Source organism: Prosthecodimorpha staleyi (assembly GCF_018729455.1).
In the GTDB taxonomy this organism is placed as follows: Bacteria; Pseudomonadota; Alphaproteobacteria; order Rhizobiales; family Ancalomicrobiaceae; genus Prosthecodimorpha; species Prosthecodimorpha staleyi.
On record NZ_JAHHZF010000008.1, the window covers coordinates 186,327 to 213,276 of the forward strand.

Consider the following 26,950-nt stretch of genomic DNA (forward strand, 5'->3'; position numbering starts at 1 on the left):
TCCTTAGGCGCGTGGCTTCACGATCGTCCATATATGCATGGGTACTGGGAGACCCAAGGATGTTCGGACGCAAAATGAAGGCCCGTCAAACGGGTGCCGAAGAGATGCGCGCGGAGGCTGCATTGATGCGGCTGGCCCAGTTGGAGGGCGAGCTGGGGCAGTCGCGGGCCGCTGCGGAAGAGCGCGACGGCCTGAAGGCGCGCCTCGTCGAATGGTTCGGCAATGCGGTCGAGCAATCCGCGAGCCTCAGCGAACTGCTGTGCCTGATGGCCTGGTCCAACGGCAACGTGCGCAAGCTGTCCGGCGAGACGGTGGCGATTTCCGGGGCCGTCGAGGAGATGGCCCGAACCATTCAGAATATCGCGGAACTGAGCGGCAGTGCGCATGGCCGCGCCAGCGACGCGCGCGGCATCGTCAACGGCGGCGTCGAGCAGGCCCGATCCGCGGGGCGCGCCATGGCCGACATCGCCGACGCCTTTTCGGGCCTCGACCGGCGCATGGGCCAACTCGGCAATGCGATCGAGACGATCGGCGGCTTCGCCAAGGAGATCGAGACCATTTCCGGCCAGACCAAGCTTCTGGCCCTGAATGCCACCATCGAGGCGGCGCGGGCGGGCGAGGCGGGGCGCGGCTTCGCGGTCGTCGCCGCCGAGGTCAAGCAGCTGTCGGAAGCCACCAGCCGCACCACGGACCTGATCCGCGGCCAACTGGCCGGCTTGACGGGCGTGATGCACGATATGCTCGACGCCATGGTGGTCGGCGGGGCCAAGGTGCGCGACGGCAATCAGACCTTCGAGCGCGTCGTCGGCGGCATGGAGCAGATCCGCGACTGCGTCGACCGCGTCACCACCGACGTTTCGTCGATCACCCATATGCTGTCCGATCAGCAGATGGCGACCGACTCGATCGCCAAGAACCTGACCGAGATCGCCCGGCTGGCGGCCCAGAACGAGACCGATTCGACCGCTGCGGCCGATGCCATCAAGAAGGCCGAGATCGCCGTCTCGGGCATGCTCGACCAGGGCCGTGCGGCGGCCGTCGAGCACTACGAGGTCCGCCGCCTCAGGGCCGACCACCTGCTGTGGAAGCAGCATCTGGCCGAGTGCCTGGTCGGCATCCTGAAGCTCGATCCGACCCGCTTCGCCGCCGATGTCGCCCCGCTCGGCCCGCATTTCCGGTCCGTGGTCGATCCGGTCGTGACTGGCACACCGGCGTGGAATGCCCTGTCGGGCATGGCGCAGTCGATGGGACGCGACGCCGTCGCCATGGTGCGTGCGGTCGCCGGGGGCGACATGGGCAAGGCGATCGAGGCCTACATGGCCATGGACAAGGTGTCCGGCGAGGCCCAGGTCGAACTCGGTCGTCTGGTCGCCGGCCTGCGTCCTGTCCGTTAGCGGCGGCGGCCGGGCCGACCTTCGCGTGCGCCCGGTGGCGAAACCGGGCGACGCGACGGTGGCGCCGGCGCGCGCGAGACTGTATCGGTGACCCACCGCATCGTCCGGGGGGCCCGATGATCTCGATCCGAATCCGAATGATTCTCTCCGTCCTGACCGCGGCCGGCTTGACCGTGGCCGCGGCCGGCCCGGCGCTCGCGGCCGAAGAGGCGATCAGGGGCGCCGATCTGTCCGTGCTCTGGGCTTTGCCCTTCGCCGGTGTCCTTCTGTCGATCGCGATCCTGCCGCTCGCCCTGCCGCAGGTCTGGCATCACCACTACGGCAAGATCGCGCTCGGCTGGGCGCTGGCCTTCGTGCTGCCCTATGCGGCGCTGGCGGGTCCTTCGGCCTCGACCCATCTCGTCGTCCATGCGGCGCTGGCGGAATATATTCCCTTCGTGATCCTGATCGGGACGCTGTTCACCGTCGCCGGCGGCATCCTGGTCACCGGCAACCTGCATGGCAGCCCCGGGACGAACACCGTTATCCTGACCATCGGGACCCTGCTGGCCAGCCTGATCGGCACCACCGGCGCCTCGATGGTGCTGATCCGGCCGCTGCTGCGCGCCAATGACGAGCGCCGCCACAACGCCCATGTGGTCGTGTTCTTCATCTTCCTGGTCTCGAATATCGGCGGCTCGCTGACCCCGCTCGGCGATCCGCCGCTGTTTCTCGGCTATCTGAAGGGCGTCGACTTCTTCTGGACGACCAGTCACCTGGCCCATGAGACCGTGTTCTGCGCGCTCATCCTGCTGGCGCTCTTCTATCTCTTGGATTCCTGGTTCTATCGCTACGATCACAAATTCCGCGCGCTCGCCGACCCGACGCCGGACACCAAGCGGCTCGGCATCGTCGGCGGGATCAATTTCGCGCTGCTCGCCGCCGTGGTCGGCGCGGTGCTGGTCTCGGGATCCTGGCGGCCGGGCATCGCCTTCACCGTCTACGGCACCGTGGTCGAGCTGCAGAACCTCGTCCGCGACGGGCTGCTGGTCGCGATCCTGATCCTCTCCATGTTGCTGACCCCGAAGGCGACGCGCGAGGCCAACGACTTCTCCTGGGGGCCGATCCTGGAGGTCGCCAAGCTCTTCGCCGGCATCTTCGCGACCATCATCCCGGTCATCGCCATGCTGAAGGCCGGCCGGGACGGGGCCTTCGCGCCGATCGTCGTCCTGGTCACGCGGCCGGACGGCGCGCCCGACAATGCCATGTACTTCTGGGCGAGCGGGATTCTGTCGTCGTTCCTCGACAACGCGCCGACCTATCTGGTCTTCTTCAACCTGGCCGGCGGCGATGCGCAGACCCTGATGGGCCCACTGGCCATGACGCTGACCGCCATGTCGTGCGGCGCGGTGTTCATGGGTGCCAACAGCTATATCGGCAATGCGCCGAACTTCATGGTCAAGGCGATCGCCGAGGAGCGCGGCGTGAAGATGCCGAGCTTCTTCGGCTACATGGCCTGGTCCTGCGGCATTCTGGTGCCGCTGTTTGCGCTCGCCACCTGGGTGTTCTTCCGGGTCTGACCGCGCCCGGCGCCGGGGGGCGCCCGGCGCGTGCGGTCGAAACACAAACGGCGGCCCGCGGCCGCCGTTTCTTCCCGGGAAATCCGTCTTGGTCCGGCCTCAGCGCGGAGCGCGCTTGGCCAGAATGCGCTGCAGGGTGCGCCGGTGCATGTTCAGCCGGCGCGCCGTCTCCGAGACGTTGCGCTCGCACAGCTCGTAGACCCGCTGGATGTGCTCCCAGCGGACCCGGTCGGCCGACATGGGATTGTCGGGCGGCGGCGCCTTGTCGGCCGGCCCCTGGGTCAGGGCGCGCAGGATGTCGTCGGCATCCGACGGCTTCGACAGGTAGTCGATCGCGCCGAGCTTCACCGCCGTCACCGCGGTCGCGATATTGCCGTAGCCGGTCAGCACCACGGCGCGGCTGTCGGGACGGCGGGTGCGCAGCAGTTCGATCACGTCGAGGCCGTTGCCGTCGCCGAGGCGCATGTCGACCACCGCATATTGCGGCGGGTTGGCATCGACCTTGGCCATGCCGTCGGCGATCGAGTCCGCCGTTTCGACCAGAAAGCCGCGCGATTCCATCGCCCGCGCGATGCGCTGGAGGAACGGCTTGTCGTCATCGACAATGAGCAGCGTCTTCGGGTCGGCGCCTGTCCCGACCGGCGCGTCGATCATCATTTTGTTGTCCTTTTCCTTGGGTGGCCCGTGACGGGTCTTGGAGGCGAACCATAGCCCCTTCCGATGATCGCGAACAGCGGCATGCCGATCATGGCCGCCCAAGCTGCGGTTATGGCTGAGGCGCCGGCCGGCGAGCGCGCACGGATGCGGCGCCGGAGCGCGGCGGCCGGGACGGCTCGGGCGGCTCCCGATGCCTCCCGACGGCGTCATGCGAGAAGCGCATCGTCCTCGCCGTCCTCGTCGTCGTCGCCGGGCTTGGCCTCGAGGCTCTCGCGCGGCCAGACGATGCGGATGACGGCGCCGGTCTCCGGGCCTTTGCGATTGCTGCAGGCGACGCGGGCACCGGACCGCTTGAGCAGCGTCTTGGCGATGAAGAAGCCGAGCCCGAGCCCGCCGCCGACCTCGTCGCTGTCCCGATCGGCGGCGGACTTCTCGCGCGTCGTGACATAGGGCTCGCCGATCCGGTCGATGATTTCCGGCGCGAAGCCCGGTCCGTCGTCGGCGATCGTCAGGATGACCTGACGCTGGTCCCATTCGGCCGTGATCTCGACGCGCGCCTTGGCGAAGTCGACGGCGTTCTCGACGATGTTGCCGAGCCCGTAGAGGATCGCCGGGTCGCGCCGGCCGACCGGCTCCGCGCCGGCCCGGGCGATCCGCGTCACCGCGATCTCGACTCCGAATTCACGCAGCGGCGAGACCACCTCCTCGATCAGGCTCGAAAGCGCCATGCGCTTGTAGTAGGCGTCCATCCCGGTCGCCAGCGTGCGCAATTTCTGCAGGATCTCCCGGCAGCGCTCCGACTGGCTCCGCAGGAGCGCGATGTCGTCGGCGATCGGCGAGCCTTGCGGGATCTCCCGCTCGAGTTCGCGCGTGACCACCGCGATGGTGCCGAGCGGGGTGCCGAGCTCATGGGCGGCGGCGGCGGCGAGGCCGTCGAGCGCGGTCAGATGCTTCTCCCGCTGCAGGACCAGTTCGGTCGCCGAAAGGGCTTCGGCGAGCTGGCGCGCCTCCTCGGCGACGCGGAACGCATAGGTGCCGGAGAAGACCACGGTCGAGACCAGCGCCATCCAGATGCCGGCGAGATAGAGCGGCGGCAGCACGGGCAGCTCGCTCGGTCCCCAGGGCAGCGGCCAGTGGAACACGCCGAGCAGGGTCGACATGCCGGCCACCATCGCCCCGAGCAGCATGGTGGAGCGCGGCGGCATGGTCGCGGCCGCGACCATCACCGGGGCGAGCAGCAGGAGGGCGAACGGATTGGCGAGGCCGCCGGTCAGGAACAGGAGCCCGGACAGCTGCAGCACGTCATAGGCGAGCAGCCCCGTCACATAGGGTCCGTCGAGCCGGTGGGTCGGATCGAAGCGGAAGCGCAGCAGGAGATTGAGCGCGGCCGAGATGCCGATCAGCGCGAAGCAGCCGGCGAGCGGCAGGTGGAACTCCAGCCCGTAGCGGACGATCAGGATCGCAGCCGCCTGGCCGGCCAGCGCCAGCCAGCGCAGAGTGACCAGCGTGGACAGCCGCAGGCTGCGGGAGACGGATTCGCGCAGTTCGGCCGTGGTCGGGAACATTCCGTTCAATCCCTGAAGCCCCGTCGACCGGGAACCTCGCGCCGGGGCGTCCCCTATATGCGCGCCGTCGCCGCGTCCTGCCAAGCCGGGGCGCCGCGGCGAAAGCGCCCGTCGGGTCCCCGCTGCGGCGGCCGTAGAGATGACAGTGACCTGACATGGTTGAGCGAAGCTTGCCGCAGGGCACAAAATCCTGCGGTCCGATCGCAGGTGCGAACGGAATCCTCTGGACAAGCCCTTTGCCGGCTGATCCCATATCCGTCCGCTGCGGCTGCTCCGGACGTGTCGGCGCCGGTTTGGAACCGCTGCCAGCGCGCTATGGCGGCCGGCAGAGGCCGGAAATGCGGTCCGGCAGCCGTTTTCCGTTGAATGCCGGCGCGATCGGCCGGATGGGACATCAGCCGTAGTACCTAAGGCTAGCTTGGTATTTGTCGGACAAACGGACTAGCATCCAGGATGCGCAAGGGCCGCGCGGCGGGGGCTCCGCCGCAATGCCCGCCAGGTCGGGGGAATCGACGTGTTCTATCAATTCTACGAGTTGAACCATGCCGCCCTCGGTCCGTTCCGGGCCGCCGCCGACGTGACCAAGCTCTATTTCCAGAACCCGCTCAATCCCTTCACCCACACACATCTGGGCCGCTCGATGGCGGCGGCCTGCGAGTTGTTCGAGCGCACCACCCGGCGCTACGGCAAGCCGGAATTCGGCATCAAGACGACGCTGGTCGGCGGCACGCGCGTGCCGGTGACCGAACGGGTGGTCTGGGAGCGGCCCTTCTGCCGCATGGTCCATTTCGAGCGCGGTCTCGAGGCCGGCCGCCGGCACGATCCGAAGGTGCTCCTGGTGGCGCCGATGTCGGGCCACTATGCGACGCTGCTGCGCGGCACCGTCGAGGCGCTGCTGCCGCGCCACGAGGTCTACATCACCGACTGGATCGACGCCCGCATGGTGCCGCTCGACCAGGGCCGGTTCGATCTCGACGACTATATCGACTACGTCATCTCGATGATGCACGCGCTGCACGGCGAGGCGCATCTGATCGCGGTCTGCCAGCCCTCCGTGCCGGTGCTGGCCGCCGTCTCGATCATGGAGCAGAACGACGATCCCTACGCCCCGCCCTCCATGGTGCTGATGGGCGGGCCGATCGACACCCGCATCTCGCCGACCGCGGTCAACAAGCTTGCCGCCGACAAGGGCATCGAGTGGTTCGAGCGCAATGTCATCATGCAGGTGCCGTTCCCGCATCCGGGCTTCATGCGCTCCGTCTATCCGGGCTTCCTGCAGCTCGGCGGCTTCATGTCGATGAATCTCGACCGCCACATGACCGCGCATCACGACTTCTACCGCCACCTGATCAAGGGCGACGGCGATTCGGCCGAGAAGCATCGCGACTTCTACGACGAATACTTGGCCGTGATGGACCTGACCTCGGAATTCTATCTGCAGACCGTCGAGACCGTGTTCATCGACCACGCCCTGCCGCGCGGCCAGATGATGCATCGCGACCGCCGCGTCGATCCGTCGGCGATCCGCCGCGTCGCGCTCTTGACCGTGGAAGGCGAACTCGACGACATCACCGGCATGGGGCAGACCCAGGCCGCGCATACGCTGTGCAGCAACATCCCGGCCGACAGCCGCGCCGACTATGTCCAGCAGGGCGTCGGCCATTACGGCGTCTTCAACGGCTCGCGCTTCCGCTCCGAGATCGCGCCGCGGATCACCGACTTCATTCTGACCCACGATCGCGGCCGCGCCCGCGGCATGGCCGCCAAGCCGTCGGCGACCGTGCCGGCCGCCGTGACCACGGCGGCCGAGAAGCCCGCCTCGTCGAAGCGCGGCAGCCGCCCGTCGATCTCGCTGGTCAAGTGAGCCGGCCGATCGGGGTAGGCTCGGATCTGTCCCTTGAGGCCGCCCACTGCGGGCGGCCTGCCGTCAGGAATATTTCAGCGTGATGCCGCCGTCGACGACCAGTTCGACGCCGGTCACGTATTTGGCCTCGTCGGAGACCAGATAGACGGCCGCATAGGCCACGTCCCAGGCGTCGCCCATGTGGCCCATCGGCACCTGGTCGTCGCGTTTCTTCCACATGGCTTCGATGTCGCCGCCGCCATAGGCCTTGGCGAGCCCCGCGGTGTGCTCGACCATCGGGGTCTTCATCAGACCGGGGGCGATCGCGTTGACCCGCACCTTGCGGGCCGCATATTCGGCCGCCGTGGTGCGGGTCAGGTGGCCGAGCGCCGCCTTGGTCGCCGAATAGGTGCAATAGGGCACGCCGGTATAGCGCAGGCCCGCGATCGAGGTGATGTTCACGATCGCCCCGCCGCCCTGCGCGACCATCAGCGGGATGACATGCTTCATCGCCAGATAGGCGCTCTTCAGGTTCACGTCGAAGACCCGGTCCCACTCCGCTTCCGCGACCTCGACCACGCCGCCGACCTCGGCGATGCCGATATTGTTGTCGAGGATGTCGATCCGGCCGAACCGGGCCTTGGCGGTCTCGATCGCCGCGACGATCTCCGCCTCCCGCGTCGCGTCACAGGCGACCGCGACGGCGTCACCGCCCTCCAGCCGGATGATCTCGGCCGTCTCCTCGGCGGCGGCGAGATTGCGGTCGACCGCCACCACCTTGGCGCCCTCGCGCGCGAACAGGACCGAGGTCGCCTTGCCGTTGCCCCAGCCGGGGCCGCTCGATCCGGCGCCCATGACGATCGCCACCTTGTGTCTCAGCCTGCCGGACATGCCTGATCCTCCGCGCCCGATGGGAATGCCGTCATTGCGCGCGATCATAAGCCGCCCGGGGCCGTTCCGTTCCGGCCGGCGACGCATGGCGGCCGAGCGATCCGTCCGTGGCGCAGGAGCCATGCCGTGTGCGCGGACCGCATCGGATGCACCCTGCGGCCGTCTTCGCGCCGGTCCGATCAGCGGGCCGGCCGGACCGGGGCGAGATGGCCGCGGTAGCGAACCAGCCGGCCGAGCCGGAGCGGCAGGCTCATCTCGACATCGAAGGTGAAGCGCCCGTCCTCGTCGACCGCCTCGACCGCATAGGCCTCCGGCCCGAGCAACGCCGGCAGCGGCAGCCGGCCGATCCGCCAGCCGGCCGAGCGGAACACCAGCCCGTACGGATTAGCCTCCAGGGCGAGCCGGAAACGGAACGGACCGAACCACTCCTCGATCACGCCGGCACCGGCATCGGCCGCCGAGAGATGGCTGGCGAAGCGCTGACCGGCGAAGTCCCGGGTCCAGACCTCATGGTCCGCGCCGGCGCCGGTCATGTCCTCGATCCTGACCGTCAGCGGCACCGCATGTCCTTCGCGCGGCAGGCCGATCAGGCGTGCGATCGCCCGGGCGAGCGGGTTCTTGGCGCCGTAGATGTCGGCCTCGCCGACATGGTCGGCGACGGCGCCCGGGCTGTGCAGGCCGCGCACCGGGGTCGGCAGGTTGTCGAAGGCCGCCGCCAGCGCGCGGCGGAACTGCGGCACCAGCACGTCGGTCCGCGTTGTGACGGTGATCGGCAGGCGCTCGATCTCGGCCTCGATCGCATCGAGTGGAATGCGGCCGGCAGCGATGTCGGCGCGCGGCAGGATCTTGCCGGCGGCGATCACCTTCAGGGCGGCGACGGCCGGAAGGGTCGGGATGGTCGGCCCGGAGCCGGCCTCGGCGACCAGTTGCCAGACGGCACGCACGCGCCGTCCGGCCGCTTCCGTGCCGACCGCCTCGACCAGCATGCCGCCGCGGTCGCTGCCGAGCCGGTCGAGCCACAGCGCCATGCGGCGCAACGGCTCGGCGAGCCCGGTCAGCGATCCGACGAAGGGCAGCCGTGCCCATTGCGCCAGCGCCCAGAGGCCGAAATGCAGCACCGGCAGTTCGAGCCCGGCCTTGAACACGGCGGCACGGGTCGGCCGGTAGCGATGGGCGAGAAGATCGAGGTCGGGCGTTTCGGCGAGCGAGACCCAGCGCCGGCCGAGCCCCTCGATGCGGATCGCCTGCGGCCAGTTCCAGCCCGGCTGCTCCTGCCAGACGCCGTTCTCGAAGACGCGCACCGGCCGCCCGGCCCAGGACAGGATGGCGCGGATCACCGCCTTGCCGCGCGGTGCGCGATTGCCCGAGGCGATGGCGGCGAAGACCGTCTCGACCTTGCCCCAGTTGCGCGTCATCCGGTCGAGCACGGCATTGGACAGGCCCGGCGTCGAGCTGGCGCCGGTCAGCACCACCACGCCGGCGCGGCGGGCGCGGGCATCGAGCGGCGGGATGGTGCGCACGAAGTCGCGCGCGTCGGCGAGGTCGACATAGTGGCAGCCGGCGTCGATCGCGGCTTCTGCGACCCGAGGTGTCGCCCCCTGCCAGGGACCGGCCGCATCGACCACGGCCCAGAGCCGCAGGCCCTTCAGGTCGTCGGCGGTCAGCGTGGCGGTGTCGAGCACGACCGGTTCGACCGCGAAGCCCGGATGCAGGCCCGACAGGTCGCGCGCAGCCCGCTCGATGCGCGCCTTGTCGCGGCCGGCAATGACCACCACGAAATCGGTCGTCGCCAACAGTCGCTCCACCAGACGGGAGCCGAAGGCGCCGCTCCCGCCGATGACCAGAACGCGACGGGCCGTCATGTCGGATCGCTTCCCCCGGCGACGAGTCGGCCGGCCAGATCCGGGCCGGGTACCATGCAGGTCTCGCTGCGGCCGAACAGGCGATAGCGATTGCGGGCGATCAGGTCGTAGAGGCCATCGCGCACGACGCGCGGCACCAGGCGGGCGACCGGCGTCCAGCGCCAGGCGGGCAGGTGGCGGGTGACCTCGATGGCGGCATCGGACTTGAACCAGACCCTGCCGCCGACCGCGACGGCGTTGGTCTCGGGCGCCTCGGGGTCGATTCCCAGCGCGGCGGCCAGACGGCGGCCGGCATCGTTCTGGATCGGCAGGAAGCGGAACCGCCGCGCATGGTCGCGCCGGGCCACGAAGCGGACCCATCGCGAGCAGAACACGCAGACGCCGTCGAACAGGATCACGCCGTCGGCGCCCTGCCAGGGGACCGGAGACCAGTCGCGGGACTTCAGCATGCGCGTCGAATTCCGGCGGGAGCGCCGGATCCAGCCCCGGCTGCGAGGACCGACAGGGTGGCCCGGCCGGTGCGGCAAGGCAATGGGTAACACTCGACGAAATCAGGGAGAAACACATCCCCTGTAACAAGCTGCAGAAGCGCCACAGTGGGATTTTGCGTCGATGTCGGACGGTCGAAGGGTCGAAATGGCGGTTCAGCGGTCGGCCCGCGCCTCGCATCGTCCCGGCAACGCGCCCGGCCCCTACGGAAGGGACCTCGACGGCGCCGGGCCTTTTGCCGGTGAGGCACGCCTTCCCGCCCGTCTCGCGCGGCGGGTCGGGCTCGCCGGTTTGGTGGCGGCAGCGGCCGTACTGGTTCCGATGGCGGCGCCGGCCCTGTTCAGCGAACGTCCGTCCGAAGTCCTTCCTCCGCACGCCGGTCGGTTTGCCCGTGTTGCCGCCTCGGCGGCGCCCACCGTGCCGACCCATGTCGGCCAGACCGCGACCGGCGAGATCCTGGCCGCGGTCGCGCCGCCGCGCCTGCCACCGGAGGATATCGACGCCGATGCCCTTCCGCCGATCGCCGCGCCGGAGCCGGCCCTGCGCGTCGCTGCCGGACCCGGTGCGGCCGATACCTCGAAGCTTGCCTCGGTATCGCCGGCCGCGACGGTCTCGATCGAGGACATGGCCCGCCGTTTCGCGGCCCTGGCGGCGACCGGACCGGTGCCCGAGCCGCGCAACGCTCCGGAATGGTATCACAATGCCCGCACGGCGGAGATGCGCGGCGATGCCGTCGAGGCGCGCCGGGCCTATCTGAAGGTCGCCGGGCTCGACCTCGATGCGGTCGATCCCTGGAGCCGGCTCGCCGCCCTGGTGCTGGTCCAGGACGGCCGTTCGGGCGCCCGCCAGGTCTTCGCCACGCTGGCCGATCGCAATCGCGCCCCGGCCTTCGAACTGGTCGCCGCGACGCTCGCCGAGGATGGCGACCGCCGCCGCCGGATCGAGGCCTTCATGGCCATGAATCCCGATTACGGGCCGGGCTGGTATCTCTATGCCGACGAGTTCTCCGAATCCCGGCTCGGCAGCCAGACCATCGGCGAGAAGCGGCGCGAGCGCGACGCGCTCAACCGCTTCCTGCAGGCCGAGGAAGCCGGCCTGCTGAAGAACCGGTTCCTGGACCTCTCCATGCTGGCCGACTGGCTCGACAAGGCGCGCCGCCGCCGCGGCGTGCTGGAGACGGCGCTGATCAACATGCCGAGCGAGCCGCGCGCGATCTTCACGCGCTCGAATGCCGACTGGTCCGTCTATGTGCAATTGCCCGAGCCGGCGACCGGCTTCTCCTACCGGCTCGGCGAGGCGGGACCGATGGTCCAGGCGGGACCGGCCGTCGGCATCGACCAGCGCACCGGCCGGCCGAGCCCGAACACGACCATCTCGGTCATCCCCGGCGCCGAGCCGCAGGTGATCGAGGTCGCCTACCAGGACTTGCGCGGCAGCGCAGTCGGGCCGTTCCGGATTCCGTTCGATCCGATGTCGGCCCTGGTCGGTCAGCAGCGGCAGGCCCTGGAGATGACCAAGGGCTCGTGGGTGGCCTACCGCGAGGGGACCGGCCTGACCCTCTACACGACCCACCTGATGACCTATCGCTGCACCATCGCCAAGGCCACCTATGGCCTCGACAGCGAGCCGGTCGACAAGGCCATTCCGCTGCCGCCCTGCGACCCAAAGGATCCGTTCTCGCTGCCGCCGAGCGCGACGCCCTATTTCAAGATCCCGCCGACGACCCGCTCGGTGACCGTCCGGCTCGAATTCCGCGACGGCAGCCGTTCCGAGACGACCCTGCCGCGGCGCTGAGGCCGGCAGCGGGGTCGCCCTGATCCATTCAGACCACCCTTCGGATCAGACCGTGCGGTCGACGCCGGCCGGCTCGGCGGGCGCTGCGGGGGCCTTCGGGCCGCCCTTGGCGACGCCGACCAGGGCCGGGCGGAGCACGCGGTCGCCGAGCACGTAGCCGTCCTGCAGCACCTGCAGCACGGTCCCGGACGGGACTTCCGCATTCGGAATCTCGAACATCGCCTGATGCAGGTTCGGGTCGAAGCGGCCGCCCATCGGCTCGATGCGGCGCACGCCGTGCTTCTCCATCGCCTTGGCGAGTTCGCGGCCGGTCAGTTCGACGCCCTCGATCAGGGACGTGACGGCGGCCTCGGCCGCCGCGCGCGCCTCGGCCGGCAGGGCGCCGACCGCGCGGGTCAGGTTGTCGGAGACGCCGAGAAGATCGCGGGCGAAGGCCGTGATGGCGTATTCGCGCGCGTCCTTGATCTCCTTCTCGGTGCGCCGGCGCAGATTTTCCATCTCGGCCAGCGTACGGAGCAGGCGATCCTTCATCTCGGCATGTTCGGCGCGCAGCTGTTCGGTCGGATCGGGGGAGGCGGTCTCGGCGGGAGCGGCGTCGGGCGTCGGCGCGCCCGCGGCCGCCGCTTCGGTCTGATCCGCCGCGGTGGTGTTCGAACGGGTTTCGTCGCTCATGGCGTCCTCAATCAACAGGCCGGATTCGGGTTCGGTTCCGGCCGTGCATTTGAGGTTTCGCAGCGGCGAAATCAAGCCATCCGTAGGCCGATACGCAAACGCCCCGGCCGGGGCCGGGGCGTTGCGACGGATGACGGTGCCGAAGGGCGGCGGATCAGGCGATGTTGGTCTTGATCCATTCCACCATCTTGTTCTTCGGATAGGCGCCGACCAGGTTCGCGGCCGGCTTGCCGTCGCGGAACAGGATCAGGGTCGGGATCGAGCGCACGCCATAGACCTGCGCGATGCGCTGGTTGTCGTCGATATTGAGCTTGGCGATCTTCACGCTGCCGGACATCTCGGTCGAGATCTCCTCGAGCGCCGGGGCGATCATGCGGCACGGGCCGCACCATTCGGCCCAGAAGTCGACCAGCACGGGCTCGGAGGACTTGAGCACGTCGGCTTCGAACGACGAATCGGTGACTTTCTCGGACGCCATGGGAAAGGCCTTTCGGAACGGGCGCTTCGCGCGCCGCAAGTATGCATCGGATGGACCAAGGTAGGAACCGGGTCGGGTAGCGTCAAGAAGACCGCGCCAAAAGCCTCCCGTCACGAAAAGGAGAGGCTGGCCGCCATGGCGTCGAGCGCCGCCGGATCGAGCTCGACGATCGCCGGGCGGGCGGTCCACAGGATCGCGCAGCGGATGCGCCGGCCGGGGAAGATGTCGGCGAGCACGCGCCGATAGACGGCCATCTGGGCGAGATAGTCGCGCGGCGTGCCGGCCGCGTCGGAGGGCGGGTTGCGGTTGGTCTTGTAGTCGAGCACGACGACATCCGTCGCCGAGACGGCGAGCCGGTCGATCTGGCCCGAGACGGCGCGGCGCGTGCCGTCGGCGAGGGCGATCTCGCCGGCAATGGCCACCTCGGCACGCGAGCCGGGCGCGAACAGGGCCGCGAAGGCCTGGTCCTCGATCACGCGCAGGACCTCGTCGACCAGCCGGCCCCGATCTGCGGCCTCGCTGTCGGCGAGCGTGCGCGCCACGAAGGCCTCCGCCGCCGTCCGCCGCCGCGCCGGGGCCATGTCGGGCAGGACTTCGAGCAGCTTGTGGATCACCCGGCCGCGCCGGGCCTCGAAGGATTCCGGGGTGAGCGCCGCCTCGAAGGCGCTGACCGCCGGATAGGCCGGCAGCGCCTCCCTGGTTTCGATCTCGGCCAGCGCCTTGGACGGCCGCAAGAGGTCCGGGCCGGCGACCGACGGCGCCGGCCGCGCGATCCAGTCGGGCAGGGGGCTCTCGACCGGACCGGCCGTCGTCGCCTCCGCGACCGGCGGCACCGGCGGGCGCTCGGCCGCGCGCCAGCGCGTCGCCGTGAGCGTCCCGTCCGGCGCCTCGATCCGGACGGCCTCGGGCGCGGCCGCCAGAACTTGGTCGATCGCCTGGAACCAGCACTCGTCGTCGAGCCCGCTCCGGCCGGCATGGGCGACGACATAGAGGCGGTCGGCGGCGCGCGTCATGGCGACATAGAGCAGGCGGCGGTATTCCTCGCCCTGCTCGCGTTGCCAGTCGGCGATCGCCGCCTCGATCCGGGCGGAGCGGAGGTCCTTGCGCGGGCACCAGACCAGCAGCGGCACGGCATCGAGCCCGGCCGCGGCGACGACCGGCACGGCGACCAGCTTCGGCGCGTGGCGTGCGTTGACCGGCTTGGAGCCGCCGTCGACCAGGAACACCACCGGCGCCTCCAGGCCCTTGGCGCCGTGCACGGTCATGACGCGGACCTCGTCGCGCGCCTCGTCCATTTCGCGCTTGATCTCCGGCGGGCTCGCCGCGAAGGCGGCCAGGAAGCCGGCGAGGCTCGGCGCGGCGACGCGGTCGTGGGCGAGCGCGGCGGCCAGGAACTCGTCGATCACGTCGTCGGCCTCGGGGCCGAGCCGGGCGACGAAGCGGCGGCGGCCGCCCTCCGCCGACAGGATGCCGGCATAGAATTCGAACGGCGGCACCAGGTCGGCGCGGCGGCGCCAGCCGGCCAGCCGGCGATAGGCCTCGGCGATCGCCGGATCGGTCGCGTCGCGGGCTTCGTCCGCACCCGCCATGGCGCCGCCCCCGGCATCGGCGCCCGCCAGACCGTCTCCGGCGGCCTCGCGCAGCGCGTCCCAGAGGGCCGTCCGGTCGCTCTCGCGGCGTGCCGCGATCCGGTAGAGCTGCTCTTCCGACAGGCCGATCAGCGGGCTTTTCAGAACCGTCGCCAGCGACAGGTCGTCCTCCGGCAGCAGCACGACGCGGCCGAGTGCGATCAGGTCCTCGATCGCGATGTGGTCGGTCAGCCGCAGCCGGTCGGCGCCGGCGGCCGGGATGCCACGCTCCTTCAACACCCGGTTCATGGCCTCGACGAAGGCGCCGCGCTTGCGGACCAGGATCAACACGTCGCGCGGGCGGACCGGCCGGCCGGTGCCCTCCAGCCGGAAGCCCGGCGCGGTCAGCCGCTCGATTTCGTCGGCGATGCGCCGGGCGAGCAGCAGCGGCGGCGCGGCGGCGCCGAGCCGGTCGATCGGCGCGGTCCAATCCTCCGGCTCGCTCTGTGCCACCGGCATCACCGGCGGCCAGATCTCGACCAGCCCTGGCGCCGCGGCGCGCACGGCGAGATGCCTCTGCCAGCCGCCGCCGGCGACGCCGGCCTGCATCTCCGGCGCGGCGAAGACCCGGTCGACCGCCTCCAGCACGTCCGGCGTCGAGCGGAACGAGAGATCGAGCGGGACCCGGTCGAAGCGGCCGCCGCCGCGCGGTACGAGAGTAGCGAAATGGGCCTCGTTGGCGCCGAATTCCTTCGGGGCGGCATCCTGGAACGAATAGATCGACTGCTTCTCGTCGCCGACCGCGAAGATCGTGCGGCCGCGACGCGCGCCTTCGCCGGCGAAGAACTCCTCGGTCAGCTGGCGGACGATCGCCCATTGGCGCGGGCTGGTGTCCTGCGCCTCGTCGACGAGGACATGGTCGATGCCGCGGTCGAGCTTGTACTGGACCCAGGCGGCGGCCTCGGAACGCGACAGGAGCTGCAGCGTGCGGGCGATCAGGTCGTCGAAATCGAGCGCCCCGCGCGCCCGCTTGGACATCTCGTAGTCGGCCAGGACGGCGTCGCCGAGCGCGATCAGCGCCAGCGTCGCGGCGCGGGCACGGTGCGCCACCATCCGGTCGACGAGGCCGGCGAGGCGGGTGCTCTCGCGATCGAGGCGCTCCTCCAGGTCGCCGATCCGGTCCTTGACGAATTTGGTCGCGAAGCGGCTCGCCGCGCGCGGCTTGCGGTCCTTCGTCAGGAAGATGTCGAGCCAGGCTTCGCGGGCGGCCTCCTGCGAGGCGCCCCGCACGCGCCCGAAGGAGTGTGCCAATCCGATGTCGGTCTGCTTGTCGGATTGTCCCGCGGCCGTGATGAAACGGTCGAGCCAGGGGCCGGAGAAGTCCGGCGACTGCAGGATGGCGTCCGCCGCCGTTTCGGCCGTCTCGCCGGGCGGCAGGCCGAGGGCGGTGCCGAGCAGGCCTTCGATCCGGGCGAAGTCGCCGATCTCGGCCGTGCGGAAGGCGCGGCGGAAGCTGTCGCGCCGGCGCACGAGTTCGTCGAGCGCGCTGGTGAAGCCGTCCTCGCCGGCCGTGTCGATGACGGCGGCCAGGGCGGCGCCGAGATGCCCGTCCGGGCCTTCGGCGGCCGCGCGGACCAGAATGCGGTTGCGGGCACGGTCGATCAGCTCGCGCTCGCCGGCCTCGTCGAGGATCTCGAAATTGCCGGCGAGATCGGCCTCGATCGGGAACTGCTGCAGGATGCGTTCGCAGAAGCCGTGGATAGTCTGGATCTTGAGCCCGCCCGGCGTCTCGATCGCGGCTGCGAACAGGCGCCGGGCCCGGATCAGGTCGCCGGCAGCCGGGACGGTGCCGGTCACGTCGGTCAGGCTCAGGACGAGGCTTTCGTCGTCGGCGACGGCCCATTTGGCGAGATCGTCGAAGACGCGGTTCGACATGGTTGCCGCGGCCGCCTTGGTGAAGGTCAGGCACAGGATCTTCGAGGCCGGCGTGCCGGCGAGCAGGATGCGCATCACCCGCCGGGTCAGCACATGGGTCTTGCCCGAGCCGGCATTGGCCGACACCCAGGCCGAGGCGCCCGGATCGCTCGCCCGGCGCTGGCGGTCGGCAGTATCCTTCGGCACGACGAAGCGGGCGCCGCTCATTCGCTCTCGCCCCCTTCGCCGGCCGCCCATTCCTTGACCCGGGCGAGATGATCGTAGGGGCCGTCTGTGTCGCGCTGGAATTGGATGCGCGGCCGCGACGGATAGCCGGTGGCCGGGTTGCGGTAGTGGGAGACGAGCCGCCGCAGCCGGTCGAGCGCCATGGCGGCGAGTTCGTCCGCGCTCGGCGGGGGGCCGCCGCCCCGGATCGGCAGCGTCACGTCGGTGACCGCGCCGCCGGCCCCGGTCCCCGAGAGCTTGACATAGGCGAGCATCGAGATCGGCCGATCGGCGAGGTCGGCCCCGAAGGCGCCCTGCCGGACCATGCCGGCCTCGAGCGGCAACTGCGGCGCGAGCAGGCTCTGCACCTGGGCGGCGGAGGGCACCGTGCCGGTCTTGTAATCGAGGATGGCGAGGCCGCCGTCCCTGAACCGGTCGATGCGATCGGCGCGGCCGACCAGCGTGAAGGGCGCGCCGTCGACCGGCAGGTCGAGCGCCTCGCGCTGCTCCAGCAGGCTGTCGGCGATCTGCCCGGCACGCGGCCGTTCGAACTGGGCGATGAACCAGGCGCCGATCTTCTCCAGCCGCGGCCGCCATAGCGCCAGCACTTCGGGGAAGGCCGCATGGGCCTCCAGGGCGTCGTCGGCGAGCCGCATGAAGCGCGCCTGCGCCTCGGCTTCGCTTTCCGGCTGCCGCCCGTCCACGAAGCGATGCAGCACCTCGTGCACGATTGAGCCGCGGTCGCCGCCGTCCGGGGCCTCTGCCAGCTCTTCCATCGGCTGCAGGCGCAGCACGTGGCGGGCATAGATCGCGTAGGGGTCGCGGATCAGGGTCTCGATCTCGGTCACCGAGAGCCGGTTCGGCCGCACCTCGACCGGCGGCTTCGGCTCGGGCCGGGCGGCCGGCGCCGGCGCGGCGGCGGGGCGGTCGAGCCGGCGGGCGCGGTCCAGATGGACGGCGCCGCGGGCGCGTAAGGTGGCGGCGATGTCCGGTCCGACCACGGCAAGGAGCCGCTGCAGCCAGCGCGACGGCACGGTCGGGGCGCCGCCGGACCGCGCGCTGCGCGACAGAATCACCTCCGGCGCCGTGACGCCCTCGACGAAGTCATGCGCCGCCAGGCCGATGCGCCGCTCGGGCGCCTCAAGGCCGAGTTCACGCTTCATCGGGCGCGACAGCCAGGCGTCGGCGCGGGTGACGGCCGGCCAGGTGCCCTCGTCGAGCCCGGCCAGGATCAGCCGGTCGACGCTCTGCAGGCGCGCCTCCAGCGGACCCCAGATGGCGATCCGGCTGCCGGTGCCGGCGGCACGGCGGCGCACCGGTTGATGGCCGACCAGCGCCTCGAAGAAGGCCGGATAGTCCGATCCGCGCAGCGAGATGGTGAAGGCGTCGGCGCGTGCGGCCGCGATCAACCCGGCCAGCGTGGTCGCCAGCGCCTCGCCGGCCTCGCCCTCGAAGAGGCGGGCGTCGGAGCCGTCCGCATCCGCCGCCACGGCCCTCAGGGCGGCGGCATGAAGGCCGAGCAGATCGGCCAGTGGGACCCGGCCCGGCGCGGCGGCGATCCGCTCCAGCGGGCCGAGCGCGGCGGTGAGCCGGTCGATCAGATCTTCGGCGGCGTTCCAGCCGGCCGCGCCGAGGCGCCGGCGCTGCGGACTGGACTCGCGCGCGGTGCGGGTGTCGTGGGCGTGCCGGCGCTCCGCGAAGGCGGCCGCCAGGCCCTCGCTGCCGGCCCCCGGCCGCGGCCCGCGCAGGGCGGCGATCTCCAGCGCCCGCGCCGCGCGTCGCGCCGCGGCCCGCTCCAGCCCGAAGGCGGCGAGCGGATGCTGCAGCAGGCCGACCAGCGCGACCGGCTCGAAGCCGCCGCAGGCGACCTCGGCGACCATCCGGGCGAGCACGGCGGGCGGGGTCTCGAGCAGCGGCACCCCGGCGGAATCGTCGACCGCCAGACCCCAGCGGCCGAGTTCGGCGGCGACCCGGCGGGCGAGCGTGCGGTCGGGCGTGACCAGCGCGGCGGTGCGGCCCTCGGTCTCCAGGGTCTCGCGTAAGGCCAGCGCGATCGCCAGCGCCTGTTCGGCCTCGGAGCGGGCCTCCATCAGGCCGACGCCCGCGAAGGCGGCCTGGAGCGGCGCGTCCCCGCCAACGGTGGCGCGAAAACCGGGCCAGGTCTCGGTGGTGCCGGCGGGCTTCAACGCCTCGGCGACGACCCGGGCGCGCAGCGCCAGCGCCTCGGGCACGGCCGGTCCGACCGGTTCGACCTCGCTGCGGTCGATGCGGAAGGCGTGATCGAGCAACTGCTTCAGGCCATATTGCGGGTGACCGTAGGCCGGCTCGCCCTGGTCCCGGCCGCCGATCGCCTTCCAGCTGTCGGCATCGAGCGCGCGGTCGAGGCCCGGCAGCACGACCGCGCCGCGCGGCAGGCCGGCAATGGTCGCGAGCAGGGCGGCGGTAGCCGGGATCGAGCCGGTTGAGCCGGCGGCGATCACCGGCCCCTTCGGCGGTGTGGCCGCCAGCCGCTCGGCCTCGCGGCGGACGGTACGGTTGCGCTGGCGGGCCGGGTCGGCGAGACCGCGTTCGGCCAGAAAGTCCGGCCAATGGCGGGTGACGATGGACAGGAAGGACAGCGTCAGGGCCCAGAAGGCGGCGTGATCCTCCGGCACGATCGATGCCAGCTTGGCCCAGTCGGCGCCCTCGGTCTCGACCTGATCCATCAGGGTCAGCAAGGCGCGGGCAAGATGGGCGGCCTCGGCCGGCGAGGCCGGGAAGGTCGGTGCGGCGTCGGTGACCGGGTTGAGGAGATCGCGGGCGAGCGTCTCGGTCCAGGCGACCACCAGCCGGGTCAGGCCGAGCAGCCGCTCCAGGCCGTCGACCTCGGGTTCGAGATCGCGCGCGAAGGCGGCCGAGCCTTCGGCGTCGATCAGGCCGGCATCCTCGTCGATGTCGCCGAGCGGGGCGATGCGCGGCAGGATCGCGGCCCGGCCGCCGAGCCGTTCCAGAATGACGCCGCGCAGGGCGCGCGCGGCGCGGCGGGTCGGCACCAGGATGGTCACGTCGGCGAGCGCCAGCGAGCCGGACGAAACGTCCGGGTCTGGCGATAGGTCCGGGTCTGGCGATAGGTCCGGGTCTGGCGATCCGGCCGGGTCGAAGCGGAAATCCGGCACGATCTGGCCGGCGAACAGCGCATCGACCAGCGTGGCCAGGAAGGGCAGCCCGGGATCGATGGTCAGGACGCGCGGGCGCCGCCGGACATCCGGGCCTGCATCCGCTTCAGGATCGATGCCTGCCATGCTGTCCCGCCCGGTCGGGCCGTCACGCCGCGCTGTGCCGGATGGTCTCCTCCGCCTCGCGGATCGCCTCCGGCGTGCCGACATGCAGCCAGATGCCGTCCATGTGCACGCCGTAGAGCCTGCCCGATTCGAGCGCGCGATCGAAGAACTTGTTGAGCGAGAACCGACCCTGGGCTGTACCGGCGAAGACGCGCGGGTGGATGATCGCCGTGCCGGCATAGACGAAGGGGGCGACGCGGCCCTCGACCCGGCGCTCCAGGCGCCCGAGCGGGTCCATGGTGAAGTCGCCCTGGCCGTCATAGCCCGACGCGGTGACGGTCGGCGACAGGAGGAGCAGCATGTCCATCTTCGCCTCGTCCCAGAACTCGACCAGCAGTTCGAGATTGTCGGCGTAGCCGTCGATCCAGAAACTGTCCGAGTTGAACAGGAAGAAGGGGTCGGGCCCGATCATGTCGAGCGCCTTGACGATGCCGCCGCCGGTCTCCAGGAGACCCTTGCGCTCGTCGGAGATCAGCACCTTCGGGCGCGCGCGCTTCAGGACATGGAATTCGACCAGGTCGGCGAGATAGTGGACGTTGACCACCACGGTCTCGACGCCGGCATCGACCAGGCGGTCGAGGCCGTGGTCGATCAACGCCTTGCCGGCGACCTCGATCAGCGGCTTGGGCGTGGTCGCGGTCAGCGGGCGCATGCGCTTGCCGATCCCGGCCGCGAGCATCATGGCGCGGGTCGGTCGCTTGGCCTCGGGGCGCTTCACCTGGGACGGATGGGTCATGGTCGGGACAGCTCTGGATGCGATGGCTCAACTCGCCCGCAGGCGCGTGGCCTCCGGGACGTGCGCGTCATACCAGAGCTTGACGCCGAGCGTCACGTCTTCGCGCAGCGACCGGTCGAGATAGTCCCAGAGCCGGGGATAGTGCCGCATGTATCCGGGCTTGCCGTCCCGGTTCTTCAGCCGAGCGAAGACGCCGAGAATGCGCGTGTTGCGCTGGACCGACAGGATCGCGTAGGCGCGACGAAAATCGGCCGCGTCGAAGGCCGGATCGGCGGCGGTGCGCAGTGCCAGATAGTGCGCCAGCAGCCCGGCTTCGAGATCCGGCGGGACCGTGACGCGGGCGTCCTGGGCGATCGAGACCAGGTCGTAGGCCGGATGGCCCAGGATGGTATCCTGGAAGTCGAGAATGCCGATGCGCCGGTGGCCCTCGCGGTCCGGCAGCCAGAGCAGGTTCGGCGAGTGGTAGTCGCGCAGGCACCAGGTCGCCGGGCCGGCCAGGACCTCGTCGAACAGCGGCGACCAGGCGGCCAGGAAGCTGTCGCGCTCATCCGGCGTCGCGGACCGTCCGAGGAGATGCGGCAGGCCCCAGTCGAGGAAGACCGAGACCTCGGCGGTCAGGTTGCCGCGATCATAGGCCGGGATCGCGTAGCTGCCGCCGCAGCCGTCGTCGAGGCCCGCCGGCAGGTCCAGGCCATGCAGCCGCGCCAGCACCGCGACGGCGACCCGGTAGCGGTCCGGGATCGGCGCCGGAGGTTCGCCGGCGACGCAGAAGTCGTTGCCGAGATCCTCCAGGAGCATGAAGCCGCGTTCGGGATCGTGGGCGCGGACGGTCGGCACCGAGAAGCCGCGCGTGCCGAGGCCGAGCGCGAAGGCGTGGAAGGGCCGCGTATCCTCGGCGAGCTTCGCCGCGGCACGGGCGCCCCGACGGGCCTGCCCGGCCGCGTCGTCGGTCTCGGCCGGCTGGTTCATCAGGATGGCGTTGCCGGCCGGGCCGGCAAGCCGCTCATAGGCCCGCGCGGAGGCGTCGCCCTGCAGATAGCGGCGGGTGGCAACGCCCCACCCGGACGCAGACAGGAAGGTGCGGATGGCGATCGTCCGCTCGATCCTGTCGCGCCAGACCTCCTCCGGACCGGACAGGGTCGCGACCCGCGCGTCCGGCGTCGGACCGTCGCCGAGCGCCAGGGTGAGCCGGTCCATCGGCAGTTCGCCCTCCGCCCGCTCGGGCCACTCGACCAGGGCGGCGCCGTCGGCGAGCGCTTCGTCGAGGCCGAGTTCGGCCATCTCGTCGGCGCCGCCGAGCCGGTAGAGGTCGAAATGGGCGAGTGCAAAGCGCGGCAGCGCGTAGCTCTGCACCAGCGTGAAGGTCGGGCTCGGCACTTCGAGCGCGGCGTCGCCGGCCAGCGCCCGGATCAGGGCGCGCGCCCATGTGGTCTTGCCGGCGCCGAGATCGCCGTCGAGCGCGATCACGTCGCCGCGCCGGAGGATCGCGGCGATGTCCTCGGCCAGACGCACCGTCGCGGCTTCGTCGGCGAGGTCGATGCTGAGGCGCCAGGCCGTCGCCTGTTCGATCATCGGCTCATTCCGCCGCGGTGGGTGCGACGGCCGAATCGTCGAGATGGCGCGAGCCGGGAAACCGGCAGGTCACCGCGGTGCCGTGCCCCTCGGCGGAGTGGATCGCGATCGAACCGCCATGCAGCTCGACGAAGCTCTTCACGATCGACAGGCCGAGACCCGCCCCGCCGCGGTTCGGGCCTTGGCGGCGCGCATGGAAGCGGTCGAACACGGTGCGCAACTGGTCGGCCGGGATGCCGATGCCGTCATCCTCCACGCTCAGCACCAGGTCGTCGCCGTCGCGCACCGCGCTGACCCGGACCTCGCCGCCTTCGGGCGAGAAGCGGATGGCATTGGAGAGAAGGTTGAACAGGATCTGCCGGACGCGCTTCTGGTCGGCGACGAAGGAGCCGACATCCGGGGCGATGCGGGTGGCGAGCCGGATCGAGGCCGCATCCAGCCGGTCGCGCACGCCCTCGACGGCACCCGAGACGGCCGCGGCGACGTCGGTCTCGACCAGGTCGAGCTTCATGATGCCGGCATCGATGGTCGCCAGATCCAGGATGTCGTCCACGATGATCATCAAGGCCTGGCTCGATGTCATGATGTGGCCGGCATAGTCGCGCTGCTTGTCGTTGAGCGGGCCGGTCTTGTTGTCGGCGAGCAGATGGGCGAAGCCGATGATGTTGGTCAGCGGCGAGCGCAGTTCGTAGGAGACCAGGCCGACGAAATCCGTCTTGATCCGGTCGGCCTCCTCGAGCGCGTCGTTCTTCTCCATCAGTGCGCGTTCGACATTCACCGAATCGGTCACGTTGGTGAAGGTCACCATGGTGGCGCCGTCCGGCAGCGGCACGGCGGCATATTCGAGCGTCAGACCGTCGCGCCGGTCCATGCGGCCGACCAGACGGGTCCGGTTGTCGGCGAGGCCGGTGACGGCGAGCTTCACCTCGAGCCAGCTTTGCGCGTGGTCGTGCAGGCGCGAACAGTCGCCGATCACCTCGGAGATGTGCGGGCGGGCGGCGAGGCGATTCTCCTCCAGCGCCCAGAACTGCACGAAGGGCGGGTTCCAAAGGCGCAGCCGGCCGTCGGAACCGAACACCGCCACGGCCTCGTTCAGGTGGTCGAGGGTCTCGCCCTGCACGCGGACCAGCGCGTTGTGGCGCTTTTCGAGTTCGAGCCGCTCGGTGACGTTCTCGTAGACATAGGTGACGCCGCCCTGCGGATGCGGATTGGCGATCACTCGCAGCGTCTGCCCGTCGGGAAGGTGCCACCAGTGCTCGCGCGCCTCCAGCGACTGGTAGGCGGCCAGCATCTCCTTCTTCCAGAGACGGAAATCGGCCTGTTCGGGCAGTTTGCGCGCGGCGCGCAGCTGATCGAGGATGCGGCTGTCCTCGGGGCGGCCGTCCAGGAAGGCGGTGTCGAGGTTCCACAGGCCGCGATAGGCGGCGTTGTAGAATTCGAGCCGCTTGTCGGCACCGAAGATGGCCACCGCGGTGGCCAGCTGATCGAGCGTGCGGGCGTGAAAATCGATGGTCCGGCGCAGTTCCGCCTGAATGCGTTCCAGGTCGGAGATGTCGGTGGCGATGCCGGCCGAGCCGTCGCGTCCGGCCACGTCGACCACGTCGAACACCCGGCGCTGGCCGGCGGCCACCAGCGGCAGGCGGGCATGGACGGCCGGGGCCTGAATCCGCAGACGCGCCACCGCATCGGTCGCGGCGCGATCGAGCAGTTCCAGGCCGCGCACCGCGGCGGCGTCCGGATCGGGCGCTTCGACCGCCTGCGCATAGGCCGGATTGACCCAGGTGATCTTGCCGCTTGCGTCGCGCAGCCAGACCGGCATCGGCGCCGCCTCCAGCATGGCGCGGATCGTCTGCACCTCGCCGACCAGATGCTGGTGGCGTTCCTTCAGGTCGGCGAAGGCGATGCGCTCGGCGGAGAGATCGCGGAAGCGGACGAAGGGACGGCCGCCGCCGATGCGTCCGATCGCCTCGATATAGGTGTGCGAGGTCGTCGCCAGTTCGATCGCGAAGGGCGTGCCGCGCTCGCGCAGGGCGGCGATGCGGTGGTCGAGATCGGAGGCGCTTTCGCGCGACAGCCAGGAACCGAAGGCCAGGAAGGTGCCGCGGGCCTTCGGCGCGCCCGCGGTCGGGTCGAGCGAACCGACGATGACCGGCGGTTCCTCCGGCCCCGACCAGACCACGACCAGCTGGTCCTCGGCATCGAGCAGGCCTTCGGCGCGATCGGCGAGGGCGCGAATGTCGCGGTTCTCGGCCTTGAGACGGTCGATCTCGCGCTCCTGCCGCGTCCGCACCCGCATCATGCCGACGGCGCTGGCGACCGCGACGGTCAAGACGCCGGTCAGGAGCGCGGTCAGCATGATCTCGTGGGAGTAGAGGCTGCCGACGGTGACGGCCGTGTCCTCGGCGGCGGCGAAGGCCGGCAGCGCCAGGGTCGGCAGGACGGCCAGTCCGGCGGCACAGTGCCGGGCGACATCGTGGGCGAACGGCGGGCGGACGGTCGGGGCGACGAGCCGGGCATGCGCGGTCTGGCCGAAAACGGCGTCGAATTTCGGGAACCTTGCCCGAATCCGTGCTCGCCTCCGCGGTGCCATGCCGAGGGTCCTTTCCCTGCCTGAGACGTGAAATGGAACGCGATTCCGAGGCACCGCGGCCGTTCAACGGCCTTCGTCCTGTCGAATCGCTCCGACGATAACCCGTCGCCGGACGGCTGGGGAGAGTCCGTTCGGTAAAAATTGAAAGACCGCACCGTATTCCGGTGCGGCCTCAAGATGTTGATTAAAGTCGGAGGCGGCTCAATACCGGTAGTGGTCGGGTTTGAACGGACCTTCGGAGGTCACGCCGATATAGGCGGCCTGCTCGCCGGACAGCTTGGTCAGCTTGACGCCCAGCTTGTCGAGATGCAGGGCGGCGACCTTCTCGTCGAGGCGCTTCGGCAGCGTGAACACCTTGTTCTCGTAGCGGCCGGCATTCTGCCACAGCTCGATCTGGGCGAGCGTCTGGTTGGTGAAGGAGGCCGACATGACGAAGCTCGGATGGCCGGTGGCATTGCCGAGATTGACCAGGCGCCCTTCCGACAGGACGATGATCCGCTTGCCGTCGGGGAATTCGACGTGATCGACCTGCGGCTTGATGTTGTCCCACTTGTAGTTGCGCAGGGCGCTGATCTGAATCTCGGCATCGAAATGGCCGATGTTGCAGACGATCGCGTTGTTCTTCATCGCCCGCATGTGGTCGATGGTGATCACGTCCTTGTTGCCGGTCGCGGTCACGAAGATGTCGGCCTTCGGCGCCATGTCGTCCATGGTCTGGACCTCGTAGCCCTCCATGGCCGCCTGCAGGGCGCAGATCGGGTCGATCTCGGTGACGATCACGCGGGCGCCGCCGTTGCGCAGCGAGGCCGCCGAACCCTTGCCGACATCGCCGTAGCCGCACACGACTGCGGTCTTGCCGGCGAGCATCACGTCGGTGCCGCGGCGGATGGCGTCGACCAGGCTTTCGCGGCAGCCGTAGAGGTTGTCGAACTTCGACTTGGTGACGCTGTCGTTGACGTTGATCGCCGGGAAGGGCAGGCGGCCCTGTTCCATCAGCTGGTAGAGGCGATGCACGCCCGTGGTGGTCTCCTCGGAGACGCCCCGGATCGCGTCGCGGGTCTTGGCGAACCAGCCCGGCGCGGCGGCGAGGCGGCGCTTGATGGTCGCGAAGAAGACGATCTCCTCCTCGTTCTTCGGATCGGCGAGGATCGAGGCGTCCTTCTCGGCTTCGGCGCCGAGGATCACGTACATGGTCGCGTCGCCGCCGTCGTCGAGGATCATGTTCGGCACGCCGCCGTCATGCCACTCGAAGGTGCGGGCGACGAAATCCCAGTATTCCTCGAGGCTTTCGCCCTTGTGGGCGAAGACCGGGGTGCCGCGGGCCGCGATGGCGGCGGCGGCGTGATCCTGGGTCGAGAAGATGTTGCAGGACGACCAGCGCACCTCGGCGCCGAGCGCCTGCAGGGTCTCGATCAGCACCGCGGTCTGGATGGTCATGTGCAGGCAGCCGGCGATGCGGGCGCCCTTGAGCGGCTGCGACATGCCGTATTCGGCGCGCACGGCCATCAGGCCCGGCATCTCGGTCTCGGCGATCGCGATCTCCTTGCGGCCGAAATCGGCCAGGCTGAGATCCTTCACGGAAAAGTCGGTGGTCGAGGTCATGGAGCACTCCGGGCCGCGGCCTTCCGCGGCCGACATACGGGTTCCCGCAGGCGTCCGCTGCTGCGGGACACCTGTCGTCGAGCGGGCTTATAGCCGAGGCGGGGATGTCCGGCAACAAGGATATAAAGATTTCTTTATATCCCTCGGCGAACGTGGTTTCCGATCTTTGCCGGGCATGGAACCGTTCTGAAACATGCGGCCGTTAGAGTGGCGACGCGC

17 protein-coding genes are annotated in these 26,950 nt (G+C 70.3%); 4 read left to right on the top strand and 13 right to left on the bottom strand.

Annotated elements, in window-relative coordinates:
• Positions 1–59: 59 nt before the first annotated feature.
• Entirely contained in the window at positions 60–1,394 is a 1,335-nt protein-coding gene (locus KL771_RS17215) for a methyl-accepting chemotaxis protein (RefSeq protein WP_261969772.1), read from the top strand.
• Between the two features lie 137 nt (positions 1,395–1,531).
• A complete protein-coding gene (locus KL771_RS17220; RefSeq protein WP_261969773.1) occupies positions 1,532–2,953 on the top strand; it encodes a sodium:proton antiporter in 1,422 nt (473 codons plus the stop codon).
• A 99-nt stretch (positions 2,954–3,052) separates the two neighbouring features.
• On the opposite strand, the gene KL771_RS17225 is transcribed toward KL771_RS17220, so the two are convergent.
• Positions 3,053–3,610 carry an ActR/PrrA/RegA family redox response regulator transcription factor gene (locus KL771_RS17225; RefSeq protein ID WP_054360203.1) on the bottom strand — a complete coding sequence of 186 codons (558 nt, stop codon included), beginning with the start codon at positions 3,608–3,610 and terminating at the stop codon, positions 3,053–3,055.
• A 206-nt stretch (positions 3,611–3,816) separates the two neighbouring features.
• Positions 3,817–5,175 carry an ActS/PrrB/RegB family redox-sensitive histidine kinase gene (locus KL771_RS17230; RefSeq protein WP_261969774.1) on the bottom strand — a complete coding sequence of 453 codons (1,359 nt, stop codon included), beginning with the start codon at positions 5,173–5,175 and terminating at the stop codon, positions 3,817–3,819.
• 514 nt (positions 5,176–5,689) lie between these two features.
• On the opposite strand from KL771_RS17230, the gene KL771_RS17235 reads away from it, so the two are divergent.
• On the top strand, positions 5,690–7,039 hold the full coding sequence (locus tag KL771_RS17235) for a polyhydroxyalkanoate depolymerase (protein ID WP_261969775.1): 1,350 nt from the start codon (positions 5,690–5,692) through the stop codon (positions 7,037–7,039).
• Positions 7,040–7,102: 63 nt separating this feature from the next.
• On the opposite strand, the gene KL771_RS17240 is transcribed toward KL771_RS17235, so the two are convergent.
• The 3 genes from KL771_RS17240 to KL771_RS17250 form a co-directional block, all read right to left on the bottom strand.
• On the bottom strand, positions 7,103–7,909 hold the full coding sequence (locus KL771_RS17240; protein ID WP_261969776.1) for an SDR family NAD(P)-dependent oxidoreductase: 807 nt from the start codon (positions 7,907–7,909) through the stop codon (positions 7,103–7,105).
• 179 nt (positions 7,910–8,088) lie between these two features.
• Positions 8,089–9,771: an SDR family oxidoreductase gene (locus KL771_RS17245; protein WP_261969777.1), complete on the bottom strand. Its 1,683-nt coding sequence runs from the start codon at positions 9,769–9,771 to the stop codon at positions 8,089–8,091.
• Complete coding sequence (locus KL771_RS17250; RefSeq protein ID WP_261969778.1) at positions 9,768–10,220, bottom strand: thiol-disulfide oxidoreductase DCC family protein; 453 nt, start codon at positions 10,218–10,220, stop codon at positions 9,768–9,770. The genes KL771_RS17245 and KL771_RS17250 overlap by 4 nt, the downstream gene beginning before the upstream one ends.
• Before the next feature lie 457 nt (positions 10,221–10,677).
• On the opposite strand from KL771_RS17250, the gene KL771_RS17255 reads away from it, so the two are divergent.
• Positions 10,678–12,054, top strand: a complete 1,377-nt coding sequence (locus KL771_RS17255) for a hypothetical protein (protein WP_261969779.1) — start codon at positions 10,678–10,680, stop codon at positions 12,052–12,054.
• Positions 12,055–12,099: 45 nt separating this feature from the next.
• Here KL771_RS17255 and grpE read toward each other — a convergent pair whose 3' ends face one another.
• From grpE to ahcY, 8 genes are all read right to left on the bottom strand, one after another.
• Positions 12,100–12,726: a nucleotide exchange factor GrpE gene (grpE, locus tag KL771_RS17260; RefSeq protein ID WP_261969780.1), complete on the bottom strand. Its 627-nt coding sequence runs from the start codon at positions 12,724–12,726 to the stop codon at positions 12,100–12,102.
• 154 nt (positions 12,727–12,880) lie between these two features.
• The gene (trxA, locus tag KL771_RS17265) at positions 12,881–13,204 is read right to left on the bottom strand and encodes a thioredoxin (protein ID WP_054360208.1); all 324 of its coding nucleotides are present in this window, start codon (positions 13,202–13,204) and stop codon (positions 12,881–12,883) included.
• Between the two features lie 110 nt (positions 13,205–13,314).
• Positions 13,315–16,914 carry a double-strand break repair helicase AddA gene (gene addA / locus KL771_RS17270; protein ID WP_261969781.1) on the bottom strand — a complete coding sequence of 1,200 codons (3,600 nt, stop codon included), beginning with the start codon at positions 16,912–16,914 and terminating at the stop codon, positions 13,315–13,317.
• The gene (gene addB / locus KL771_RS17275; RefSeq protein WP_261969782.1) at positions 16,911–20,192 is read right to left on the bottom strand and encodes a double-strand break repair protein AddB; all 3,282 of its coding nucleotides are present in this window, start codon (positions 20,190–20,192) and stop codon (positions 16,911–16,913) included. Before addB ends, addA begins: the two co-directional genes overlap by 4 nt.
• Positions 20,193–20,214: 22 nt before the next feature.
• The gene (locus KL771_RS17280; RefSeq protein ID WP_261969783.1) at positions 20,215–20,967 is read right to left on the bottom strand and encodes a nucleotidyltransferase family protein; all 753 of its coding nucleotides are present in this window, start codon (positions 20,965–20,967) and stop codon (positions 20,215–20,217) included.
• 27 nt (positions 20,968–20,994) lie between these two features.
• Complete coding sequence (gene tsaE, locus KL771_RS17285; protein ID WP_261969784.1) at positions 20,995–22,539, bottom strand: tRNA (adenosine(37)-N6)-threonylcarbamoyltransferase complex ATPase subunit type 1 TsaE; 1,545 nt, start codon at positions 22,537–22,539, stop codon at positions 20,995–20,997.
• A gap of 4 nt (positions 22,540–22,543) precedes the next feature.
• Positions 22,544–25,129 carry a sensor histidine kinase gene (locus KL771_RS17290; protein ID WP_261969785.1) on the bottom strand — a complete coding sequence of 862 codons (2,586 nt, stop codon included), beginning with the start codon at positions 25,127–25,129 and terminating at the stop codon, positions 22,544–22,546.
• Positions 25,130–25,330: 201 nt separating this feature from the next.
• Positions 25,331–26,731 carry an adenosylhomocysteinase gene (gene ahcY, locus KL771_RS17295; protein ID WP_261969786.1) on the bottom strand — a complete coding sequence of 467 codons (1,401 nt, stop codon included), beginning with the start codon at positions 26,729–26,731 and terminating at the stop codon, positions 25,331–25,333.
• Positions 26,732–26,950: the final 219 nt, after the last annotated feature.